Raw genomic sequence first — 18,125 nt, forward strand, 5'->3', positions numbered from 1 at the left:
GCTCAGGCCGGACGCATCCGGTCGAGCGTGGCGAGGGAGGGCTCGAACTCGCCGCGCTCGATCGCGTGCCCGACCGCGACGATCGCGTCGTTGACGGGAGTCGGGATGCCGAGTCGCCGGCCCGCCGCGACCACGGCGCCGTTGATGTCGTCGACTTCGCTGCGACGACCCTTGCCCCAGTCCTGCAGGACCGTGGTGGTGGCCCCGGGCACGGTGAAGCGCGAGTAGAGCACGTCGAGCATCGTGTCGACGACGTCGTCGGATTCGGCGATGGACGCCTCGGTCAGCCCGAAGATCGGGAGCACTCGGTGCTCACCCGCGACGCGCAGCGCCTCGCGGCCGGCGTCGAGCATGAGCTCGCGCATGCCCGGGACCCGGATCGCGTCGACCATGGGCAGGCCGAGCGCCGCCGTCGGGACGAGGACCGAGGCGTTGCTGACGAGCTTCATCCACTTCGCCGATCCGATGTCGTCCACCCGGGCGACCTCGCCCGCGTGCGAGAGCACGTCGGCGACGTCGGGCCCCCGTGGGGCCGTGGCGTCCACGGCGAACCACGAGCGTTCCGGGTCGACGTGACGATGCACGATCCCCGGCTCAGTCATGGTCGAGGAGATCTCGATGACCGTCCCGACGCAGCGATCGGGGCCGACCACGTCGGCCACCGTCTGCGTCGTCATGCCGTTCTGCACCGCCGCGATGGCCCCGTCGTCCGCGAGGTACGGCTCGATGAGGGCCGAGGCCCATCGCGCGTCGTAGGCCTTCGTCACCAGCAGCACGAGGTCGAACCGCTCCCGCAGGGTCGCCACCTCGCACAGGTGCAGCACCCGCGGGTGCACGTGGCGCGTGCCCGAGGGTGTGTGCACGCGCAGCCCCTCCGCCCGCATGGCTTCGACGTGCGCGGGCCACTGCTCGATGAAGACCGGGTCGAGACCCGCGTCGATGAGGTCGGCGCCGATCGACGCTCCATTGGCGCCGGTGCCCAGCACGGCGATGGACGATATGGACATCGTGCTCCTTCGTTGGAGTGAGAGCGAACGCATGGGGTGTGTGCCGCGACTTAATCCAACAATGCTGAACGAAAAGCGGACTCTTGCCGGATCCTACGAGAGAGTGTAAACCAGGAACGAACATTCTCGATGGGGAGAAGCCATGACCGAAACCGCACCCGCGGCCGAGCAGTTCTCGGCCGACCGCCCGTTCGTCTTCCGAGGCGCCACCGTCATCACGATGGATGAGCAGGGCGTTCTCGACGACGCCGACGTCCTCGTGATCGGTCGCGACATCGCCGCCGTGGGGCACCGACTCGAGGTGCCCGAGGGCACCCTCGAGATCGACGCCTCCGGGGGCATCGTGACGCCGGGCTTCGTCGACACGCACCGGCACATGTGGCAGTCGGCGTTGCGCGGCTTCGGCGGCGACTGGGCGCTGAGCCAGTACTTCGTCTTCTACTACTTGAACTGGGGCGAGGTGTTCCGCCCCGAGGACGTCTACGCCGGCAACCTCCTCAGTGCCCTCGAGTCCGTCGACACGGGCGTGACGACGACCCTGGACTGGTCGCACGGTCTGCGCACCCCCGAGTACGGCGAAGCCGCCCTCCAGGCACTGCGCGAGATCCCGGGGCGCTTCGTGCTCGGCTACGGCAACTACCTCGGCGCCCCATGGGAATGGGCGAACGCCCCCGAGTTCCGCGACTTCGTCTCGCGGAACTTCTCGAGCCCGAACGACATGATGGGCCTGCAGCTCGCCTTCGACGTGCCCGGCGCCTCCGACTTCCCCGAGCGCGGCGCCTTCGAGGCCGCACGCGACCTGGGTCTTCGCGTCACCACGCACGCCGGTGTGTGGGGAGCGACCACCGACACCGCCATCACGCAGATGTACGACGCCGGATTCATGACCCCCGAGGTCTGCTACGTGCACTCGGCGTCGCTGAACGAGCAGAGCTACCAGAAGATCGCGGCCACCGGCGGCACGGTGTCGGTGGCCACCGAGTCGGAGCAGAGCGCCGGGCAGGGATACCCCTCGACCTGGGCGATTCGCAAGCACGGGATTCCGGCCTCGCTGTCGATGGACACGAGCGTGTGGTGGAGCGCCGACTTCTTCTCCGCGATGCGCGCCACCCTCAGCGCCGACCGATCGCGCGACCACCTCGAGGCCCACGCGCGCGGTGAGACGATCGTCGCGAACCGCCTCCGGGCGGAGGACGTGCTGCGGATGGCGACCATGGGCGGCGCCCTCTCGCTCGGGATGGAGGACCGCATCGGCTCCCTCACCCCGGGCAAGCGCGCCGACATCGTGCTCATCAAGAACGACGAGTCGCCCGCGATGACGCCGATCCTGCACCCCTACGCCCACGTGGTGTACCAGGCCGGCACGGCCGACGTGCACACCGTCGTCGTCGACGGACGCGTGGTGAAGTACCAGGGCGTGCGCATCGGGCTTCCGCTCGCGCCCGTGCGCGACAAGGTCGCCGCCTCGGTCGAGTACGTGCGCTCGAAGCTCGGCGAGAAGGCGTGGGCCGAGGGCATGCACCCCGAGATCCCCGTCGACGAGGCGATCGAGAACCCCTACCGCTACACCGACGGCGACGCGCACGTCGTCGCCCGTGCCCAGGACTGAGAGGACCGCATGATCCTGCACGCCGCGCTGTTCACCTGGAAGGCCGACGTCGGCGACGAGGAGGTGGAGGCGCTGACGGCCGCGCTCGAGGACATGGCATCCGCTCTGCCGATGCTGCACGCCTATCGCTGCGGGCCCAATCTGCGCCTGCGTCCGAGCCCCAGCGACTACGGCGTGGTCGCCCTCGTGGACGACGACGCGGCGCTGACGGCCTACCTCGACTCGCCGCAGCACGCGGCGGTCTACGACGCGCACCTCGCGCGCATGATCGAGACGCGCCAGGCCGTGCAGATCGTCGTGCCCGACGGAACCGCGCTGTGACGCGCATGCGCGCCGCGGTGCTCCACGCCGCGGGAGACCTGCGCATCGAGGAGAGGGAGATCCCGACGCCGGGACCGGGCGAGGCGCTCGTGCGCGTCACCGGGTGCGGGGTGTGCGGGTCGGATGCCACCGAGTACACCCGCGGCCCGGTGCTGACCGAGCTGCCGGTCGTGCTCGGACACGAGTTCACCGGGACGATCGAGGCGGTCGGCGACGGCGTCGATCTCGCCGTCGGAGCGCAGGTGGTGTGCGGAGCGGGGATCTCGTGCGGGCGCTGCAAGCCGTGCCGTGCAGGACGCACGAACCTGTGTCGCCGGTACCGCACCGCGGGACTCCAGGTCGACGGGGGACTGGCCGAGTTCGTGGCGGTGACCGCGGCGACCCTGCTCGATGTCACCGCGAGCGCCCTCACCGCCGACACCCTCGCCCTGGCGCAGCCGATGGCCATCGCCGTGCACGCGGTCGCCCGCAGTGGACTGACGGCGGGACAGGATGCCGTGGTCTTGGGCATCGGCGGCATCGGGGCCTTCCTCACCCACGCGGCGGCGGCCGTGGGGGCGCGCGTGCTGGCGGTCGACCGCTCCGCGGAGAGGTTGGATCTGGCGCGCGCGCTCGGAGCCGAGTCGACGCTGCTCGCCGGAGAGCGCTCGCTCGCCGAGGCTCTCGCGGACGCCGGTCGTGAGGCCGACGTGCTGTTCGAGGTGAGCGGCTCGCGGGCCGGCTGGGACGAGGTGGTCGCCGCGGCGCTTCCCGGGGCGGTGCTCGTGCCCGTCGGCATCCAGCGCGACGAGATCCCCGTGCCGCTGGGCGCGTGGACCCTGCGCGAGTACACGATCGTGGGCACCGTCGCGCACGCGATGGCCGCCGACCTCCCGCGTGCCGTCGAGTTGCTTTCCGCGCGCGCGGACTGGAGCGACCTCGCCTCCGAGGTCCTTCCGCTCGACGAGGTCGCCGAAGGGGCGCTCGTGCCGTTGACCGACGGGGGCGCGCGTCAGATCAAGACGGTGATCGACCCCGCAGCAACGCAGCGTCGACCCGCGCGCCACGGATCGGCGCGCTGAGCGCGCTCAGCGATCGAGGTCGTCCATCGCGCGCAGCACGTCGACGGCCGAGCCGATCGTGTCGCGCGGGGCGCCGAGGTTCTGCCCCGCCGAGGGCATGGCCTGATTGTGCTCGCGGCGGCCGACGACGAACCAGATCCCGCGGGCGATCGCGTCGCTGCTGTTGACGTAGAGATGCGGTCGCACGGAGTCGAAGTGCAGGCTGTCTCCGGCGTGCAGCGTGAAGGTGTCGAACTCGAGGCGGAGCGTGAGCTCGCCCTCGAGGAGATAGGCGTACTCCATGCCCGCGTGGCGCATCATCTTGCCCTCGACCGAGCTGGACGCCCCGGGCTCATAGGTGACGAGGAGGGCGTCAGCGGGTCCGGCTCCGGCGGCGAGGCGCTCCCAGCGCACGCCGTTCTCCATGTCGAGCACGGCGTTGTCGGCCGCGTGCTGCACCGTGGGGTCGCCCGCCACGGGCTCGGGGGCGGGGGCTGCCGCGCCCACGTGCGAGGTGGGCGAGACGCCGAGCAGCTCGTCGATGGAGATGCCGAGGTGGGTGACCATCGCGTACAGGGTCGAGACGGAGGGCTGGGTCTTGCCCGTCTCGACCTGCGAGATCAAGCTCGCCGAAACCCCGAGCGCGGTGGCCACGCTGCGCAGGCTGAAGCCCTTCTGCAGCCGTGCGTCGCGCAGTCTGCTGCCGATGTCGTCGGTCATCTCGGCGCCTCCTCGTCCGAGGGCGGCGATCCCCGTCACGGAGCCCCCGCCTCTCGGGGGTCCACGCTACCCGCCGCCGTGCGCCGGTTCTGTGCGCCGCGCCTGAACACCCGCGGCCTCAGCCCCGCCGAGGCACGTCGAGGAGGATCTCGAGGTTCGCCGTCGACCGCGGCATCCGCCCCGCCTCGATCTCGCGCGCGAGGTGGACGGTGTGGGCGTTGTAGGGGGCGTCCTGCCCCGCGGCTTCGAGCACCGAGACGATCAGACCGTTCACCTCGGCGTACTCGCCGTGCCGGTCCTTCATCCAGTCCTGCAGCACCGTCGTCTTGGTGTCGGGCAGCGAGAAGCTGTCGAGCACCGCCCCGAGCAGGTCGGAGGCGTAGCGGTCGGGATCGGTCACGGCGTCGTCGGTGAGGCCGAAGATCGGAACGAGACGGCTGCCGTCGGCGAGAGCCGCGCGGGCCGCCTCCTTTCCGCACTCGATCATGAAGTCGTGCACGCCCGGGAGCGCCACGGCCGACGCGAGGGGGAGGTCGAGGATGGCGGAGGGTACGAGCTCTCCGGCGTTGGCGACCAGCTTCATCCACTTCGAGGAGCGGATGTCGTCGGAGACGTCGACCCGACCGGTGTGCGAGAGCACGGCTTGGATCTCGGGTTCGCGGCCCCGGGCGGAGTCGTCGTACGCGCCGACGGCGAACCAGGAGCCGGCGACGGGCGTCTGGCGGTTGACGATGCCGGGCTCGAACATGTTCGAGGCGACCTCGATGACCGCGCCCATCGTGCGGTGCGGCCCCACCGCGGCCGCGATCGCGTCCTGCGTCATGCCGTTCTGCAGCCCCACCACGAGACCGTCGTCGGCGACGTGGGGGGCGATGAGCTCGGCGATCCACCGGGTGTCGTAGGCCTTGACCACGATGAACACGATGTCGAACGGCTCGCGCAGGGTCGCCACCTCGCACAGGTGCAGCGGGTGCACCGGTGTCACGTGCGTCTCGTCGGGCAGTCGCACCTCGATGCCGCGCTCGCGCATGGCCTCGACGTGGGCGGGCCACTGTTCGATGTAGGTGACGTCGAGTCCGGCGCGCAGCAGGTCGGCGCCGATGCTGGCGCCCTGCGCTCCGGTTCCGAGCACGGCGATCCGGGGGTTCGCTCTGGTCATGGGTCCTCCTCGACTCCGACAAGCGTTTGCTGTGACTTTACAAATCTGCGTGTGACTGTACAGTCGCGTGTAGTTCAGCACAACGTCGGGTCGAGGAAGACCCCACGGATCGCGAAGGAGCGAGCATGCGCACTCTCATCCGCAACGTGGCGGCGGCCACCGTCGATGATCGGCTCGGGGACATCCCGCGCACGGACATCCTCATCGAGGACGGGGTGATCCGCGAGATCCGCCCCGACATCTCCGTCGCCGACGCCGAGGTGATCGACGGCCGCGACAAGATCGCCATCCCGGGCATGGTCGACACGCACCGGCACACGTGGCAGACGGCGTTGCGCGGCATCCTCGCCGACGGCAACATTCCCGACTACCTGCGCGGGATCCGCCTGCACATGGCGCCGCTGTACCGCGCCGACGACATGTACGCCGGCAACTACGTCGGCGCCCTGGACGCCCTCAACTCCGGTATCACCACGATCGTCGACTACTGCCACAACATCCTCGACCCCGACGGTGCGCACGCCGCGGTCACGGGACTGCGGGATGCCGGCATCCGGGCCCTCTACGCCCACGGGCTCACCCCGATCACCACCAACACCTGGAGCCAGTCGCGCGGCGGCTCGGCGGCCGGGTCGGATCCCGCCGCCCTCGCCACCCGTGCGCGGCTGGCGACCGAGATCCGCGAGCGCTACTTCTCCACCGACGACCAGCTCCTGCGCTTCGGGATCGCCCCTCAGGAGCTCGCGATCGCGCCCGTCGCCGACGTCGCGGCGGAGTTCCGCCTCGCGCGGGAGCTCGGGGCGCGCATCACCTTCCACGCCAATCAGGTCATGGTGCGCCAGCTCTTCCAGGACGTCGAGGTGCTGCACGCGCACGGGCTCCTCGCCGAGGATCTGCTGCTCGTGCACTGCACCTTCAACACCCCGCGCGAGTGGGAGCTGCTGCAGGGGAGCGGGGTGACGGTGTCGGTGTGCGCCGAGACCGAGATGCAGATGGGCATGGGATACCCCGCGATCGCGGAGACCACCGCCCACACGCCCGGGCCGAGTCTGGGCATCGACTGCGTCTCGGGCAACGGCGGCGACATGCTCTCGCACGCGCGGCTGGTGCTGCAGGCCTCGCGGTACCGCGCCGACGAGCCCGAGTACGCCGCCATGCGCGCGCCCCAGCGCATGGCGTGGACGACGCGCGACGCCCTGCGGTGGGCCACCCTGAACGGGGCGCGGGCGGCGGGCGTCGACCACCTCGTCGGCTCGCTCACGCCCGGCAAGAGGGCCGACATCGTGCTGGTGGACATGTCGGGCATCAGCCAGGTGGGGTGGAACCGGGAGGATCCGACCGGGGCGGTGGTCTCGCAGGGCAACGCCGGCTGCATCGACACGGTGTTCGTCGACGGGAAGGTGGTCAAGCGCGGGGGAGCGCTCGCCCACGTCGACGTGCGCGCGGCGACCGACGCGCTCGAGCGCTCCCACGAGCACCTCTACGCGCAGATGGGCGGGGCGCGGTCGTTCATCCCGCAGCCTCCGATCGACATCCCGCTGTACCGGGAACGCGCCTGAGGTGCAGTTCGACTGCACGTTGTGCAGCAGAGTGGTAACAAATACTTGACATGTTCAGTCAGGCTTTTTAGCATCCAATCACGAAACACCACCGGCGCGACGACGCTCCGGTTCGACGAGGGAGTCACCATTCCATGAGCACGCGCACGCTGCTGCGGGGAGGGACCGTGATCACCGCGGTCCGACCCGGCGAGGTCCTCACCGACACCGACATCCTGATCGGCGCCGACGGCACCATCGAGGCCATCGGTCGGGGGCTGGATGCCGCCGACGCCGAAGTGATCGACGTGCGAGGCCGCATCGTCCACCCCGGCTTCGTCGACACCCACCGCCACACGTGGCAGTCGGTCGTCCGCAACCTCGCGTCGGACTGGTCGCTGACCGAGTACCTCGCCGGACTGCACACGGGCCTCAGCAAGCACTTCCGCCCCGAGGACACCTACACCGGGAACTACCTCGGAGCCCTCGAGGCCCTCGACGCGGGGATCACCACCCTCGTCGACTGGTCGCACAACCTCGCCACCCCCGCGCACGCCGACGCCGCCGTCGCCGCGCTCAAGGACACCGGCATGCGCGCCGTCTTCGCCCACGGCGGCGGAGCCGACCAGTGGGGGAGCCTCCCCTCGGCCAACGTGCACCCCGACGACGCGCGTCGTGTCCGCGACGAGCACTTCTCCTCCGACGACGGCCTGGTCACGATGGCGCTCGCCCTGCGCGGACCGCAGTTCGTCACCCCCGAGGTCAACGTCGCCGACTTCCGCCTGGCCGCCGACCTCGACCTGCGCGTCACCATGCACGCGGGAGACGGGTACTGGGGCAAGTCCGGCCCGATCCGCAAGCTCGACGCCGACGGGCTGCTGTCGGACCGGATCACCTACGTGCACTGCTGCACGCTGGCCGACGACGAGTTGCGCCTCATCGCCGACAGCGGCGGGACCGCCTCGGTCGCCCCCGACGTCGAGATGCAGATGGGACACGGCTTCCCCGCCACCGGCCGCCTGCTGCGCGCCGGCATCCGTCCCACCTTCTCGATCGACGTCTGCAGCTCGAACGGCGGTGACATGTTCGCCACGATGCGCACCGCGATCGGCATGCAGCGCGCCCTCGACAACGCCCCCTCGGTCGACACCGGAGAAGTGCTGGAGCGCATCAGCCTCACGTGCGCCGAGGTGGTGCAGTTCGCCACGATCGACGGCGCCCACGCCGCGGGCCTGGCCGACAAGACCGGCTCGATCGCGGTGGGCAAGGCCGCCGACATCGTGGTGCTCGACGACCGCTCGCTCGCCCTCACCCCGCTGAACAACCCCATCGGCAGCCTCGTGTACTCCGCTCACCCGGGCCTCGTGCGCGACGTGTTCGTGCAGGGGCGCCGGGTGAAGAAGGACGGCGAGCTGGTCGGCGTCGACATCGCGAAGCTGAAGGCGGATGCCGAGGCCTCGCGGGAATTCCTGCTCGGCGAGATGCCCGAGGCACGCCTGGACGGCACCTGGCACCCCGCTCTGGTGACGGCATGACCGACCTCGCGGCACCCCCGCGCACCGCGCCCAAGGACCACGGTCCCGCCGCGCGGATGGTGCTGGCCTGGCCCGGCACCCGCGCGTTCATCGCGGTCGCGGCACTGTTCGTGATCAGCCCGCTGATCGCCCCGGGGAGCGTCGGACCGACGGCGATCGTGTCGATGCTGCCGTTCGCCGCCCTCATCGCGATCGTCGCGATCGGCCAGACCCTTGTGATCCAGCAGGGCGGGCTCGACCTCTCGATCCCGGGGGCCGTGACCCTCGGCGCCCTCATCGTGGCCCGCTTCGGCGGGGACGACGCCCTGGGGCTGCCCGCCGCGATCGTCACGGCCGTTGTGGCCGTCGCCGCGTTCGGCCTGGCCAGCGGTCTCGTCATCACCCTGTTCGGTCTTCCTCCGCTGGTGGTGACCATCGCGGTCAACGCGCTCATGATCGGCACGGTGCAGGCGGTCTCGGGCGGCTTCGCGACGCAGAGCCCCGACGCCCTCAACCAGTTCGCGCTGAGCCGCTGGGGCGGCATCCCCGTCCTGGTGTTCTTCGCCCTCGCCCTGACCCTCGTCATCCATGTCGTGCTGAAGTTGACCCGGCTCGGGCGCCGCTTCGAGCTGGTCGGCGAGAACCCGCGCAGCGCCGCAAACCTCGGCATCGGCACCCGCGGGTACACGATCGTCGCCTACGTCCTGTCGGCCGCGCTCGCCGCGGCGGGCGGCATCCTCCTCGCGGGACTGCTGCGCACACCCACCCTGACCGCCGGCGACGACTACCTCCTGCCGTCGATCGCCGCGGTGGTCCTGGGCGGCACCGCCCTCACCGGCGGACGCGGCAGCGTCGTGGGCACGGCGCTCGGCGCCCTCTTCCTCGCCCAGCTCACGCAGCTGGTCCAGACGTTCACGCAGGCCACCGCCGTGCAGAACATCGTGCAGGCGCTCATCATCGGCGTCGGCATCGTCGCCCAGTTGCAGCTGGGCGGCACCACCTCCCGCATCCGGAACCTCATGCGACGTCGGCCCATGGTCTGACATCCCGATCGCCCTCGCCCGCGAGCCCTCTGCGGCCGGCGGCGCGGTCCGTCGCGCCCTCACCCGTTCTTCCACCCGATCACCACTCGAAGAGGAGTACCCCATGATCACCACAGCACCCGCGCGGCGAGCAGGTCTCGCCGCCATCGCCCTCGGCGCCCTCGTGCTCGCCGGTTGTTCGTCGACCAACAGCGCCGGCGGCGGAACCGGCGGCGAAGGATCGAGCAACCTGACCGGCGACATCGCCGCCGGCAGCACCGGCACGATGTCGCAGTTCACCGACATCTCGGGCATCTGCCCCTCCGACGAGAGCGAGAAGGTCTCGGTCGGCGTCGTGGACGGATACGGCACCAACACCTGGTCGAAGACCGTGCTCGCCGAGATCGAGAGCGAGGCGGCCAAGTGCGCCGCCATCTCGGGCGTCGAGTTCATCGCCGGTCGCGGCGACCTCGAGGCCACGACCTCCGGCATCACGAGCCTCGCGGCCAAGGGCACCGACATCATCCTCGTCATCCCCGACGCCGGCCCCGGCGAGGCGCACCTGCCCGCGATCCGTCAGGCCACGCAGGCCGGCTCCACCGTCGTGAACTTCGCCTCCGACCCCCAGGGCACGGCGGGCACCGACTACCTCGACTACGCCGACCAGATCCCCTCGTTCGTGGGCAAGTCGAAGGCCCAGTGGATCGTCGACCGGCTCGGCAGCGCCGGCGGCAACGTCGTGTTCTTCGGCGGCCCCTCGGGCGCCCTGGTCTCGACCCAGGAGTACGCCGGAGCCAAGGAGGTCTTCGACGCGAATCCGCAGATCACGCTCATCAACAGCGAGCCGATCTGGACGAACTGGGACCCGGCCCAGGCGCAGCAGGCCATGGCCGGCGTCCTGTCGCAGGGAACGCCCATCAACGCGATCATCGCGGACTACGGCGCATCCGCCTCGGGCGTGATCCGCGCGTACGAGGCCGCGGGCCAGACTCTGCCGATCCTCACCTCCACCGACGACAACTCCCTCAGCTGCGGCTTCGCCGACCTGAAGGCGAAGAACCCCGGCTACGAGCTCGCCACCGTGTCGTCGCGCACTTGGATCGGACGCGTGGCCCTGCGCAAGGCGCTCGCCGCGAAGTTCGGCACCGCGGATGACGAGCCCTCGCTGTACGAGCTGTCGCTGTTCGAAGACTCCACCGGTTCGGCCGAGGGGTCGAAGACGCCCGAAGAGGCCTGCCTGCCCGACGCGCCGTCCGACGCGACGCCGTCGACGCTGCTGAGCTCCGACGAGATCACGAAGCTGTTCGGCTGATGAACGAGACCCCCACGGCCGTGGCCTCCGCACTCACTCTCTCGGGCATCACCAAGACCTACCCCGGTGTCACCGCTCTCGACGCGGTCTCGGTCGACATCGCCGCCGGTCGCGTGCACGCCGTGCTCGGCGAGAACGGCGCCGGAAAGTCCACGCTCGTGGGGATCGCGGCCGGATCGGTGGTGCCGGATGCCGGGACCATCGGTCTCGCCGGCCGCGAGTTCGACCGCATCCGCCCCGCCGAGGCGCGCGAGGCGGGGCTGGCGATCGTCTACCAGATCCCCGCCCTGGCGCCCTCGTTGAGCGTGGTGGATGCCGTGCTGCTGCTCCTGCCGGCGAGCAAGCGCCCCTCGCGGCGCACGGCGGCGGCGTGGGTGACCGCCCACTTCGCCCGTCTTTCGCTGTCGATCGACCCGCACGCGCAGGTGTCGTCGCTGTCGTTGCGCGAGGCGCATCTCGTGGAGATCGCCGCCGCCTTGGCATCCGATCCCCGGGTGCTCGTGCTCGACGAGCCGACCGAGGCGCTCGGACCGGAGGAGACGGCCTGGCTGTTCGGCCAGGTGCGCTCGCTCCTGGCCGACGGGGTGGCGATCGTCTACATCACCCACCGCATCCCCGAGGTCATGGAGATCGGCGACGACCTCACGGTGCTCCGCGACGGGCGCGTCGTGGGCCGCGGTCTCGTCGAGGACTTCTCGGCCGACGAGGTCGTCGAACTCATCGTCGGACGCTCGCTCGAGACGACCTTCCCCGACAAGCCGGCCGCTCCGGCGGCATCCGAGACCCCCGCCCTCGAAGTCCTCGAGCTCAGCGGCGAGGGGTACGAGAACGTGTCGTTCTCGGTCTATCCCGGACAGATCATCGGTCTCGCCGGTGTCGAGGGCAACGGCCAGCGGCGCGTGCTGCGCGGCATCGCCGGCAACGGCTCGAGCGACGGCCGGGTGCTCGTGGGCGGACGCGAGATCTCGGTGCGTTCGCGCCGATCCGCCGCGGCGGCGGGGGTCGTCTTCCTCCCCGGCGATCGCATCGGCGAGGCGATGTTCGGCAAGATGTCGATCCGCGAGAACGCCGTCGCGGGTGCACTGGGCGCCGCGATGCCCGGCGGCTTCGTCCGCCGTCGCCGCGAGTACGATCTGACCCGCGAGGGAGTGGCCGGTCTGGCCGTGAAGACGCCGCACTTCGAGGTGCCGGTGTCTTCGCTGTCGGGCGGAAACCAGCAGAAGGTGTTGTTGGCCCGAGGCCGACTCGGCGACCCGAAGGTGCTGCTCGTCGAAGACCCCACGCAGGGGGTCGACGCCGGCGCCCGCGTCGACATCTACGCCTTCCTGCGCGAGCTCGCCGCCTCCGGTGTCGCCGTCGTCGTGCTGTCGACGGATGCCGTCGAGCTCGAGGGACTGTGCGATCGCGTCGTGGTCTTCTCCCGCGGGCGCGTGCAGACCACCCTCGTCGGCGACGAGGTCGACGAGCGGGCCATCACGGGAGCCGCGGTGATGTCGTCGGAGACGGCATCGGTCGAGGTGGCTGTGCACGCGCGACGTTCGCGCTCGCGCAGCCTCTTCGCCGGCGAGACGCAGGCCGTCGTGCTGCTCGGGCTCGCGGTGGCCCTGTCGATCGTGACGTCGTTCGTGTCGTCGGCGTTCCTCAGCCCGCTGAGCATCAGCCAGCTGCTCGCGGCGGCGAGCGTGCTCGTCTTCGTCGGCCTGGCACAGCTCGTAGTGGTGATGACCGGGGGCATCGACCTCAGCATCGGCTCGGTCACCGCCTTGTCGGCCGTGATCCTGTCGTTCTTCGCGCAACAGGGCATCGCCTTCTTCCTCATCGGCGTCGTGCTCGCCCTGGCCGCGGGTGCCGCGGTCGGCTGGATCAACGGCCTGCTCGTCACCCGGCTCTCGCTGCCCCCGGTGATCGCGACGCTGGTGAGCTCGATCGCCGTGCTCGGGGTGGCCCAAGTGCTGCGCCCGAGCCCGGGGGGCGCCGCCCGCGCCGACGTGCTGACGACCCTCGGCCTCGCGATCGCGGGAGTGCCGATGATCCTCGCCCTGGCCGTCGCGCTCGCCGTCGTGATGTGGTTCGTCATCCAGCGCACCCGCGGGGGCCGTGCACTGCGCGCCGCCGGGTCCGACCCGGTCAAGGCCAACCGCATGGGCGTGCGCGTGCCGCGCACCCGGCTGCTGGCATCCGTCGCCGCCGGCACCCTCGCCGCCGTCGCGGGTCTCGCGGTGTACTCGCGGTCGGGTATCGGCGACGCCAACGCCGCGCAGGCGTTGACGCTCACCTCGGTGACCGCCGTCGTCATCGCCGGCGCGAGCATCTTCGGCGGGTCGGGGTCGGCGCTCGCCGTCGCGGCGGCAGGGCTGCTCCTGCAGACGGTGACGAGCGCCCTGGCGTTCCTCTCGCTCGGTCTGTCGTGGCAGTACTGGATCCAGGGCGCGTTCGTGCTGTTCGCGGCCGTCGTGCCGCTGGTCATGCTGCTCGTCCGCCGCCGCCGCCCCTCGAGCGTGCGGTCGGGCTGAACGCCTCCGACCGCGACATCCCCTCTTTCAGCCCTCTAGGAAGGCCCAACATGAAGAACACCGGAACCACGGGCACCAACGGTGTCGACTGGGAGGCGCGCGTCGACTTCGATCGCCTGCGCGACGAACGGCTGGCGCGGGTCAAGGCCGAGCTCGACCGCTCCGAGCTCGGGGCGGTGCTCGCCTTCGACTTCTCCAACATCCGTTACATGACGGCGACCCACATCGGCACGTGGGCGATGGACAAGCTCATCCGCTTCAGCCTGCTCACCCGCAACACCGATCCGATCTCGTGGGACTTCGGATCCGCGGCGAAGCATCACGCGTTGTACAACCCGTGGCTCGACGTCACGACCTCGGAGATGGATGCCGACCCCCACGCCCCGCACGAGGGCACGAAGCGTCCGCGCCTCGAGTCGGGTGCCCGCGCGGGCATCTCGACGCTGCGCGGGGCGTTCCCCCCGGATGCCGGCATCGCCGAGGAGGTCGCGCGCAAGATCAAGCGCGAGCTCGAGAAGTTCGGCGTCGCCGACCAGCCCCTCGGCGTCGACGTGATCGAACTGCCGATCCTCTTCGCGCTCCAGCAGGTCGGCATCCGCGTCGTCGACGGTCAGCAGGTGTTCATGGAGGCCCGGCGCATCAAGACCGGCGATGAGATCCGACTCCTGACCCAGGCCGCGTCGATGGTGGATGCCGCGTACGAGGACCTCTACCGCTTCCTCCGCCCCGGCGTCCGCGAGAACGAGGCCGTGGGTCTCGTGGCCAAGACCCTCTACGACCTCGGTTCGGAGTACGTCGAGGGCGTCAACGCCATCTCGGGCGAGCGGTGCTCCCCGCACCCGCACGTCTTCTCCGACCGGCTCATCCGCCCCGGCGACCCCGCGTTCTTCGACATCCTGCACAGCTGGAACGGCTACCGCACCTGCTACTACCGCACGTTCGCGGTGGGGTCGGCGAGCACGAAGCAGAAGGACGCGTACACGCGGGCCCGCGAGTACATGGATCGTGCGATCGCGCTCGTGCGGCCCGGTGCGACGACGGCCGACATCGTCTCGGTGTGGCCCACGGCGCAGGAGTTCGGCTTCGCCGACGAGGAGGCGGCGTTCGCGTTGCAGTACGGCCACGGGGTGGGGCTGTCGATCTGGGAGAAGCCGATCTTCTCGCGTCTGGTCTCGTTCGATCACCCCGAGGAGCTCAAGGAGGGCATGGTCTTCGCCCTCGAGACGTACTGGCCCTCGGCCGACGGATGGGGCGCGGCGCGCATCGAGGAGGAGGTCGTGGTGACGGCCGACGGATGCGAGGTCATCACCAAGTTCCCCGCCGAGGAGCTGCTCATCGCGGGCCCGCGTTACATCGCCGTCGGCGGTCCGCTCAACAACCAGCGCGACTCGCAGTCGCACTTGAACACCACGTGGGGCCGCGGGGAGCAGTGATGGCATCCGTCGGTTTCCTCGGCCTCGGCTCGATGGGCGCGGCCCTCGCGCGCCGGCTCGTCGACGCCGGTCACGACGTGCACGTGTGGAACCGCTCGCGCGGAGCCGTCGACGATCTCGTCGCGGCGGGCGCGGTGGCGTGCGCGGCCCCCGCGGACGCCCTGGCGTTCGAGGTGTCGTTCTCGATGCTCGCCGACGACGCCGCGGCCCTGGGGGTGCTGGATGCCGGCGCGGTGGCATCCGCTTCCGGAGGCGTCCACGTCAACCTCGCCTCCATCAGCCCGGCGGCGGCGGCGAAGCTGCGGTCGCGCTTCGCCGCGGCGGGATCGGGGTACGTGGCGGCGCCCGTCCTCGGCCGGCCCGCGGTGGCCGCGGAGGGCAAGCTCAACGTGCTCGTCGCGGGGGACGCGACCGCCGTCGAGACCGCTGAGCCGTTCCTGGAGCTCTTCGCCGCGCGCCTCTGGCCCCTCGGCGCCGAGGCTCCGACGGCCAACGCGGTCAAGATCGCGGTGAACTACGACATCATCCACGCGATCCAGGCGATCGGCGAGTCGGTCGCCCTGGTCGAGGCGCGGGGGGTCGACCCGCGCCTGTTCGTGGAGATCCTCACCTCCACGCTCTTCGGAGGAGTCGTCTACGGCGGGTACGGCGGAATGATCGCCGCGCAGGCGTACAACCCGCCCGGCTTCACCGTCGGTCTCGGTTACAAGGATCTGAGGTTGAGCGCCGAGATCGCCGCCGAGACGGGCACGCACCTTCCGACCCTCGCCGCGCTGACGGCCGTGTTCGAGCGCGCGCTCGACGACCCCGACCTGGCCGAGCTCGACTGGGGTGCGGCCGCCGAAGTGACCCGCCGTGGTCTGCTCGCGGCATCCGACGACGACGAAAGAGGAGGCGCAGCGTGACGCGCAGATATCTGGTGGTGGGCGGGACCTCGGGGATCGGGCGCGAGATCGCCGCCTCCCTCTCCGCCGACGGACACGAGGTGACCCTGACGGGTCGCGATGCGGGCGTCGCGGCGGCGGTGGCGGCCGAGATCGGACCGAACGTGCGGGGCATCGCCGTCGACATCTCCGAGCCCGAGCACATCGCGCCCGCCCTCGCCGACGTCGGTCCTCTCGACGGCCTGGTGCTCGCCGCCATCGAGCGCGACGCCAACACCGTGCGCGAGTACGACATCGCCCGCGCTCGGCGTCTCGTCACCCTCAAACTCGTGGGGTACACCGAGACGGTGCACGCGCTGCTCGATCGGCTCGTGCCCCAGCGCTCGACGGGCATCGTGCTCTTCGGCGGTCGCGCGAAGGACGCGCCCTACCCCGGGTCGGTCACGGTCTCGACGATCAACGGCGGGGTCGAGGGACTCACCACCGCGCTCGCGCTGGAGCTCGCGCCCCTGCGCGTGAACGCCCTGCATCCGGGAATCATCGGCGACAGCCCCTTCTGGGCCGGCAAGCCCTCGGGCGTGCTCGAGGCGTACTCGTCACGGACTCCCGGAGGCGAGCTGGCGACGATGGCCGACGTCGTCGATGCAACCCGTTTCCTGCTGCACAACGAAGGAGTCTCGGCGACCAACCTCTACGTCGACCGCGGGTGGCGCATCACCTGAGTGCGGCGTCGGCGTCGAAGATCTCCGGATGCCGCTCGAGCTCGATGCGCGTGCGTCGGATGTGCCGCTCGAGCACGTGTGCGGCCTCCTCGGCGTCGCCGCGGCGCAGGGCGGCGACGAGGAGGCGATGGTCGTGGTGGGCCGCGCCGTCGTGTCGCGCGTGCGCGGCGGCGACGAACGCGCGGCGATAGTGGTGCGTCCGGTTCCAGAGGCCGACGACGGTGTCGCCCAGCATCACGGTGCGCGCGGGGGCGTACGTGAGCAGGTGGAAGGCGCGGTCGTGCACGAGGAACTCCTCGGCATCCGCCCCCTCCATGAGATCGGCGAGACCGTCGAGCTCGTCGAGGTCGGCGGGGGTCAGCAGGGGAGCGCTGAGGCCGAGCAGCACCGGTTCGATCCGCTCGCGCACCAGATACAGCTCCTCGCACTCCGCGAGGGTCAGGCGCGAGACCCACGCGCCGGAGTTCGCGACGAGGGTGACGAGTCCCTCGGACTCGAGCAGACGCAGGGCCTCCCGCACGGGGAGGCGGCTCGTGGTGTGCCGGGCGGCGAGGTCTTCCTGCCGGATCCGCGTGCCGGGCGGGTGGACACCGCGCAGAATCTCGTCGCGCAGCACGTCGGCGATCCCGGTGCCGGCTCGCCCGTGATCACGCGTCGGGGGCAGGGCGCCGCTCATTCGGCGGGCCTCGCGGGGTGCCAGAGCAGCGTGGGCGCGTCGCGCTCGTACGCCTTGCCTTCGGGGGAGCTGACGAGCTCGAACTGCATGCCCCACGGCGCGCGGAAGTAGATCCACCGCTGCCCGGCCGATGCGGCCCCGCTGGAGACCGGCTCGCCCATCACCTCGACGTCGTGCGCGCGCAGGTGGGCGACGGCGGCGTCGAGGTCGTCGACGTACAGGGCGAGGTGGTGGCCGCCGATGTCGCTGTTGCGCGGGGGAGGGGCCTGCCCGTCGGCGGCGTCGTAGGCGAACACCTCGAGGTTGGTGCCCATGCCCAGTCGGTAGAAGCGGATCTCGCGGATGGCCGTGCGCGGGTGCACGCCGAGCTGCCGTGTCATCCAGTCGCCCTCTCCGCTGCGGCCCGGGAGGGTGTACACCAACTCCGCTCCAAGGACGCCGACGAGGAAGGTCTCGGCCTCGTCGAGATCGGGCACGGTGACGCCGATGTGGTCGCTGCCGCGCAGTCCGGGAAGTCCCATGCCGTTCTCCTCCATTGGATCCAGTCGGACGTCTTCTGCGCCCATACTGCCGCACTTCTTTGGTCTCGCGCCTTGTATTGGAGACAATCGCATCGTACAGTGACGGTGAACATTCTGTATAGACAGACGCAACG

16 protein-coding genes are annotated in these 18,125 nt (G+C 70.8%); 11 read left to right on the top strand and 5 right to left on the bottom strand.

Annotation, left to right across the window (positions count from 1 at the left end; translation table 11 throughout):
- Positions 1-2: 2 nt before the first annotated feature.
- Positions 3-1,007 (bottom strand): ketopantoate reductase family protein, encoded by a 1,005-nt coding sequence (locus FS769_RS12320; protein WP_144833846.1) that lies wholly within the window; start codon positions 1,005-1,007, stop codon positions 3-5.
- 142 nt (positions 1,008-1,149) lie between these two features.
- On the opposite strand from FS769_RS12320, the gene FS769_RS12325 reads away from it, so the two are divergent.
- The 3 genes from FS769_RS12325 to FS769_RS12335 are packed head-to-tail and all read left to right on the top strand — an operon-like array spanning position 1,150 to position 3,998.
- Positions 1,150-2,616, top strand: a complete 1,467-nt coding sequence (locus FS769_RS12325) for an amidohydrolase family protein (RefSeq protein WP_144833848.1) — start codon at positions 1,150-1,152, stop codon at positions 2,614-2,616.
- A 9-nt stretch (positions 2,617-2,625) separates the two neighbouring features.
- Positions 2,626-2,937 carry a Dabb family protein gene (locus FS769_RS12330; protein ID WP_144833850.1) on the top strand — a complete coding sequence of 104 codons (312 nt, stop codon included), beginning with the start codon at positions 2,626-2,628 and terminating at the stop codon, positions 2,935-2,937.
- Positions 2,938-2,942: 5 nt separating this feature from the next.
- Positions 2,943-3,998 carry a zinc-binding dehydrogenase gene (locus FS769_RS12335; protein WP_260979765.1) on the top strand — a complete coding sequence of 352 codons (1,056 nt, stop codon included), beginning with the start codon at positions 2,943-2,945 and terminating at the stop codon, positions 3,996-3,998.
- A gap of 6 nt (positions 3,999-4,004) precedes the next feature.
- Here the strand turns inward: FS769_RS12335 and FS769_RS12340 are convergent, their stop codons facing one another.
- Complete coding sequence (locus FS769_RS12340) at positions 4,005-4,697, bottom strand: helix-turn-helix domain-containing protein (RefSeq protein WP_144833854.1); 693 nt, start codon at positions 4,695-4,697, stop codon at positions 4,005-4,007.
- Positions 4,698-4,815: 118 nt separating this feature from the next.
- Positions 4,816-5,856 carry a ketopantoate reductase family protein gene (locus tag FS769_RS12345; protein WP_144833856.1) on the bottom strand — a complete coding sequence of 347 codons (1,041 nt, stop codon included), beginning with the start codon at positions 5,854-5,856 and terminating at the stop codon, positions 4,816-4,818.
- Between the two features lie 125 nt (positions 5,857-5,981).
- Here FS769_RS12345 and FS769_RS12350 point away from each other — a divergent pair, with 125 nt between their 5' ends.
- From FS769_RS12350 to FS769_RS12385, 8 genes are all read left to right on the top strand, one after another.
- The gene (locus FS769_RS12350; RefSeq protein WP_144833858.1) at positions 5,982-7,415 is read left to right on the top strand and encodes an amidohydrolase family protein; all 1,434 of its coding nucleotides are present in this window, start codon (positions 5,982-5,984) and stop codon (positions 7,413-7,415) included.
- 134 nt (positions 7,416-7,549) lie between these two features.
- Positions 7,550-8,929: an amidohydrolase family protein gene (locus tag FS769_RS12355; RefSeq protein ID WP_144833860.1), complete on the top strand. Its 1,380-nt coding sequence runs from the start codon at positions 7,550-7,552 to the stop codon at positions 8,927-8,929.
- On the top strand, positions 8,926-9,951 hold the full coding sequence (locus FS769_RS12360) for an ABC transporter permease (RefSeq protein WP_144833862.1): 1,026 nt from the start codon (positions 8,926-8,928) through the stop codon (positions 9,949-9,951). The genes FS769_RS12355 and FS769_RS12360 overlap by 4 nt, the downstream gene beginning before the upstream one ends.
- Before the next feature lie 103 nt (positions 9,952-10,054).
- On the top strand, positions 10,055-11,242 hold the full coding sequence (locus FS769_RS12365) for a substrate-binding domain-containing protein (protein WP_144833864.1): 1,188 nt from the start codon (positions 10,055-10,057) through the stop codon (positions 11,240-11,242).
- Entirely contained in the window at positions 11,242-13,755 is a 2,514-nt protein-coding gene (locus FS769_RS12370) for an ATP-binding cassette domain-containing protein (protein WP_144833866.1), read from the top strand. The genes FS769_RS12365 and FS769_RS12370 overlap by 1 nt, the downstream gene beginning before the upstream one ends.
- Before the next feature lie 50 nt (positions 13,756-13,805).
- Complete coding sequence (locus FS769_RS12375) at positions 13,806-15,188, top strand: Xaa-Pro peptidase family protein (protein WP_144833868.1); 1,383 nt, start codon at positions 13,806-13,808, stop codon at positions 15,186-15,188.
- Positions 15,188-16,093: an NAD(P)-dependent oxidoreductase gene (locus tag FS769_RS12380; RefSeq protein ID WP_144833869.1), complete on the top strand. Its 906-nt coding sequence runs from the start codon at positions 15,188-15,190 to the stop codon at positions 16,091-16,093. Before FS769_RS12375 ends, FS769_RS12380 begins: the two co-directional genes overlap by 1 nt.
- A complete protein-coding gene (locus FS769_RS12385) occupies positions 16,090-16,794 on the top strand; it encodes an SDR family oxidoreductase (RefSeq protein WP_144833871.1) in 705 nt (234 codons plus the stop codon). The genes FS769_RS12380 and FS769_RS12385 overlap by 4 nt, the downstream gene beginning before the upstream one ends.
- Here the strand turns inward: FS769_RS12385 and FS769_RS12390 are convergent.
- A complete protein-coding gene (locus tag FS769_RS12390) occupies positions 16,787-17,470 on the bottom strand; it encodes a GntR family transcriptional regulator (protein ID WP_144833873.1) in 684 nt (227 codons plus the stop codon). The two genes, FS769_RS12385 and FS769_RS12390, sit on opposite strands and share 8 nt — an antisense overlap.
- Positions 17,467-17,991, bottom strand: a complete 525-nt coding sequence (locus FS769_RS12395) for a VOC family protein (protein ID WP_144833875.1) — start codon at positions 17,989-17,991, stop codon at positions 17,467-17,469. Before FS769_RS12395 ends, FS769_RS12390 begins: the two co-directional genes overlap by 4 nt.
- Positions 17,992-18,125: the final 134 nt, after the last annotated feature.

Origin of the sequence: Microbacterium sp. BH-3-3-3, assembly GCF_007679045.1 — a bacterium.
Classification (GTDB): domain Bacteria; phylum Actinomycetota; class Actinomycetes; order Actinomycetales; family Microbacteriaceae; genus Microbacterium; species Microbacterium algihabitans.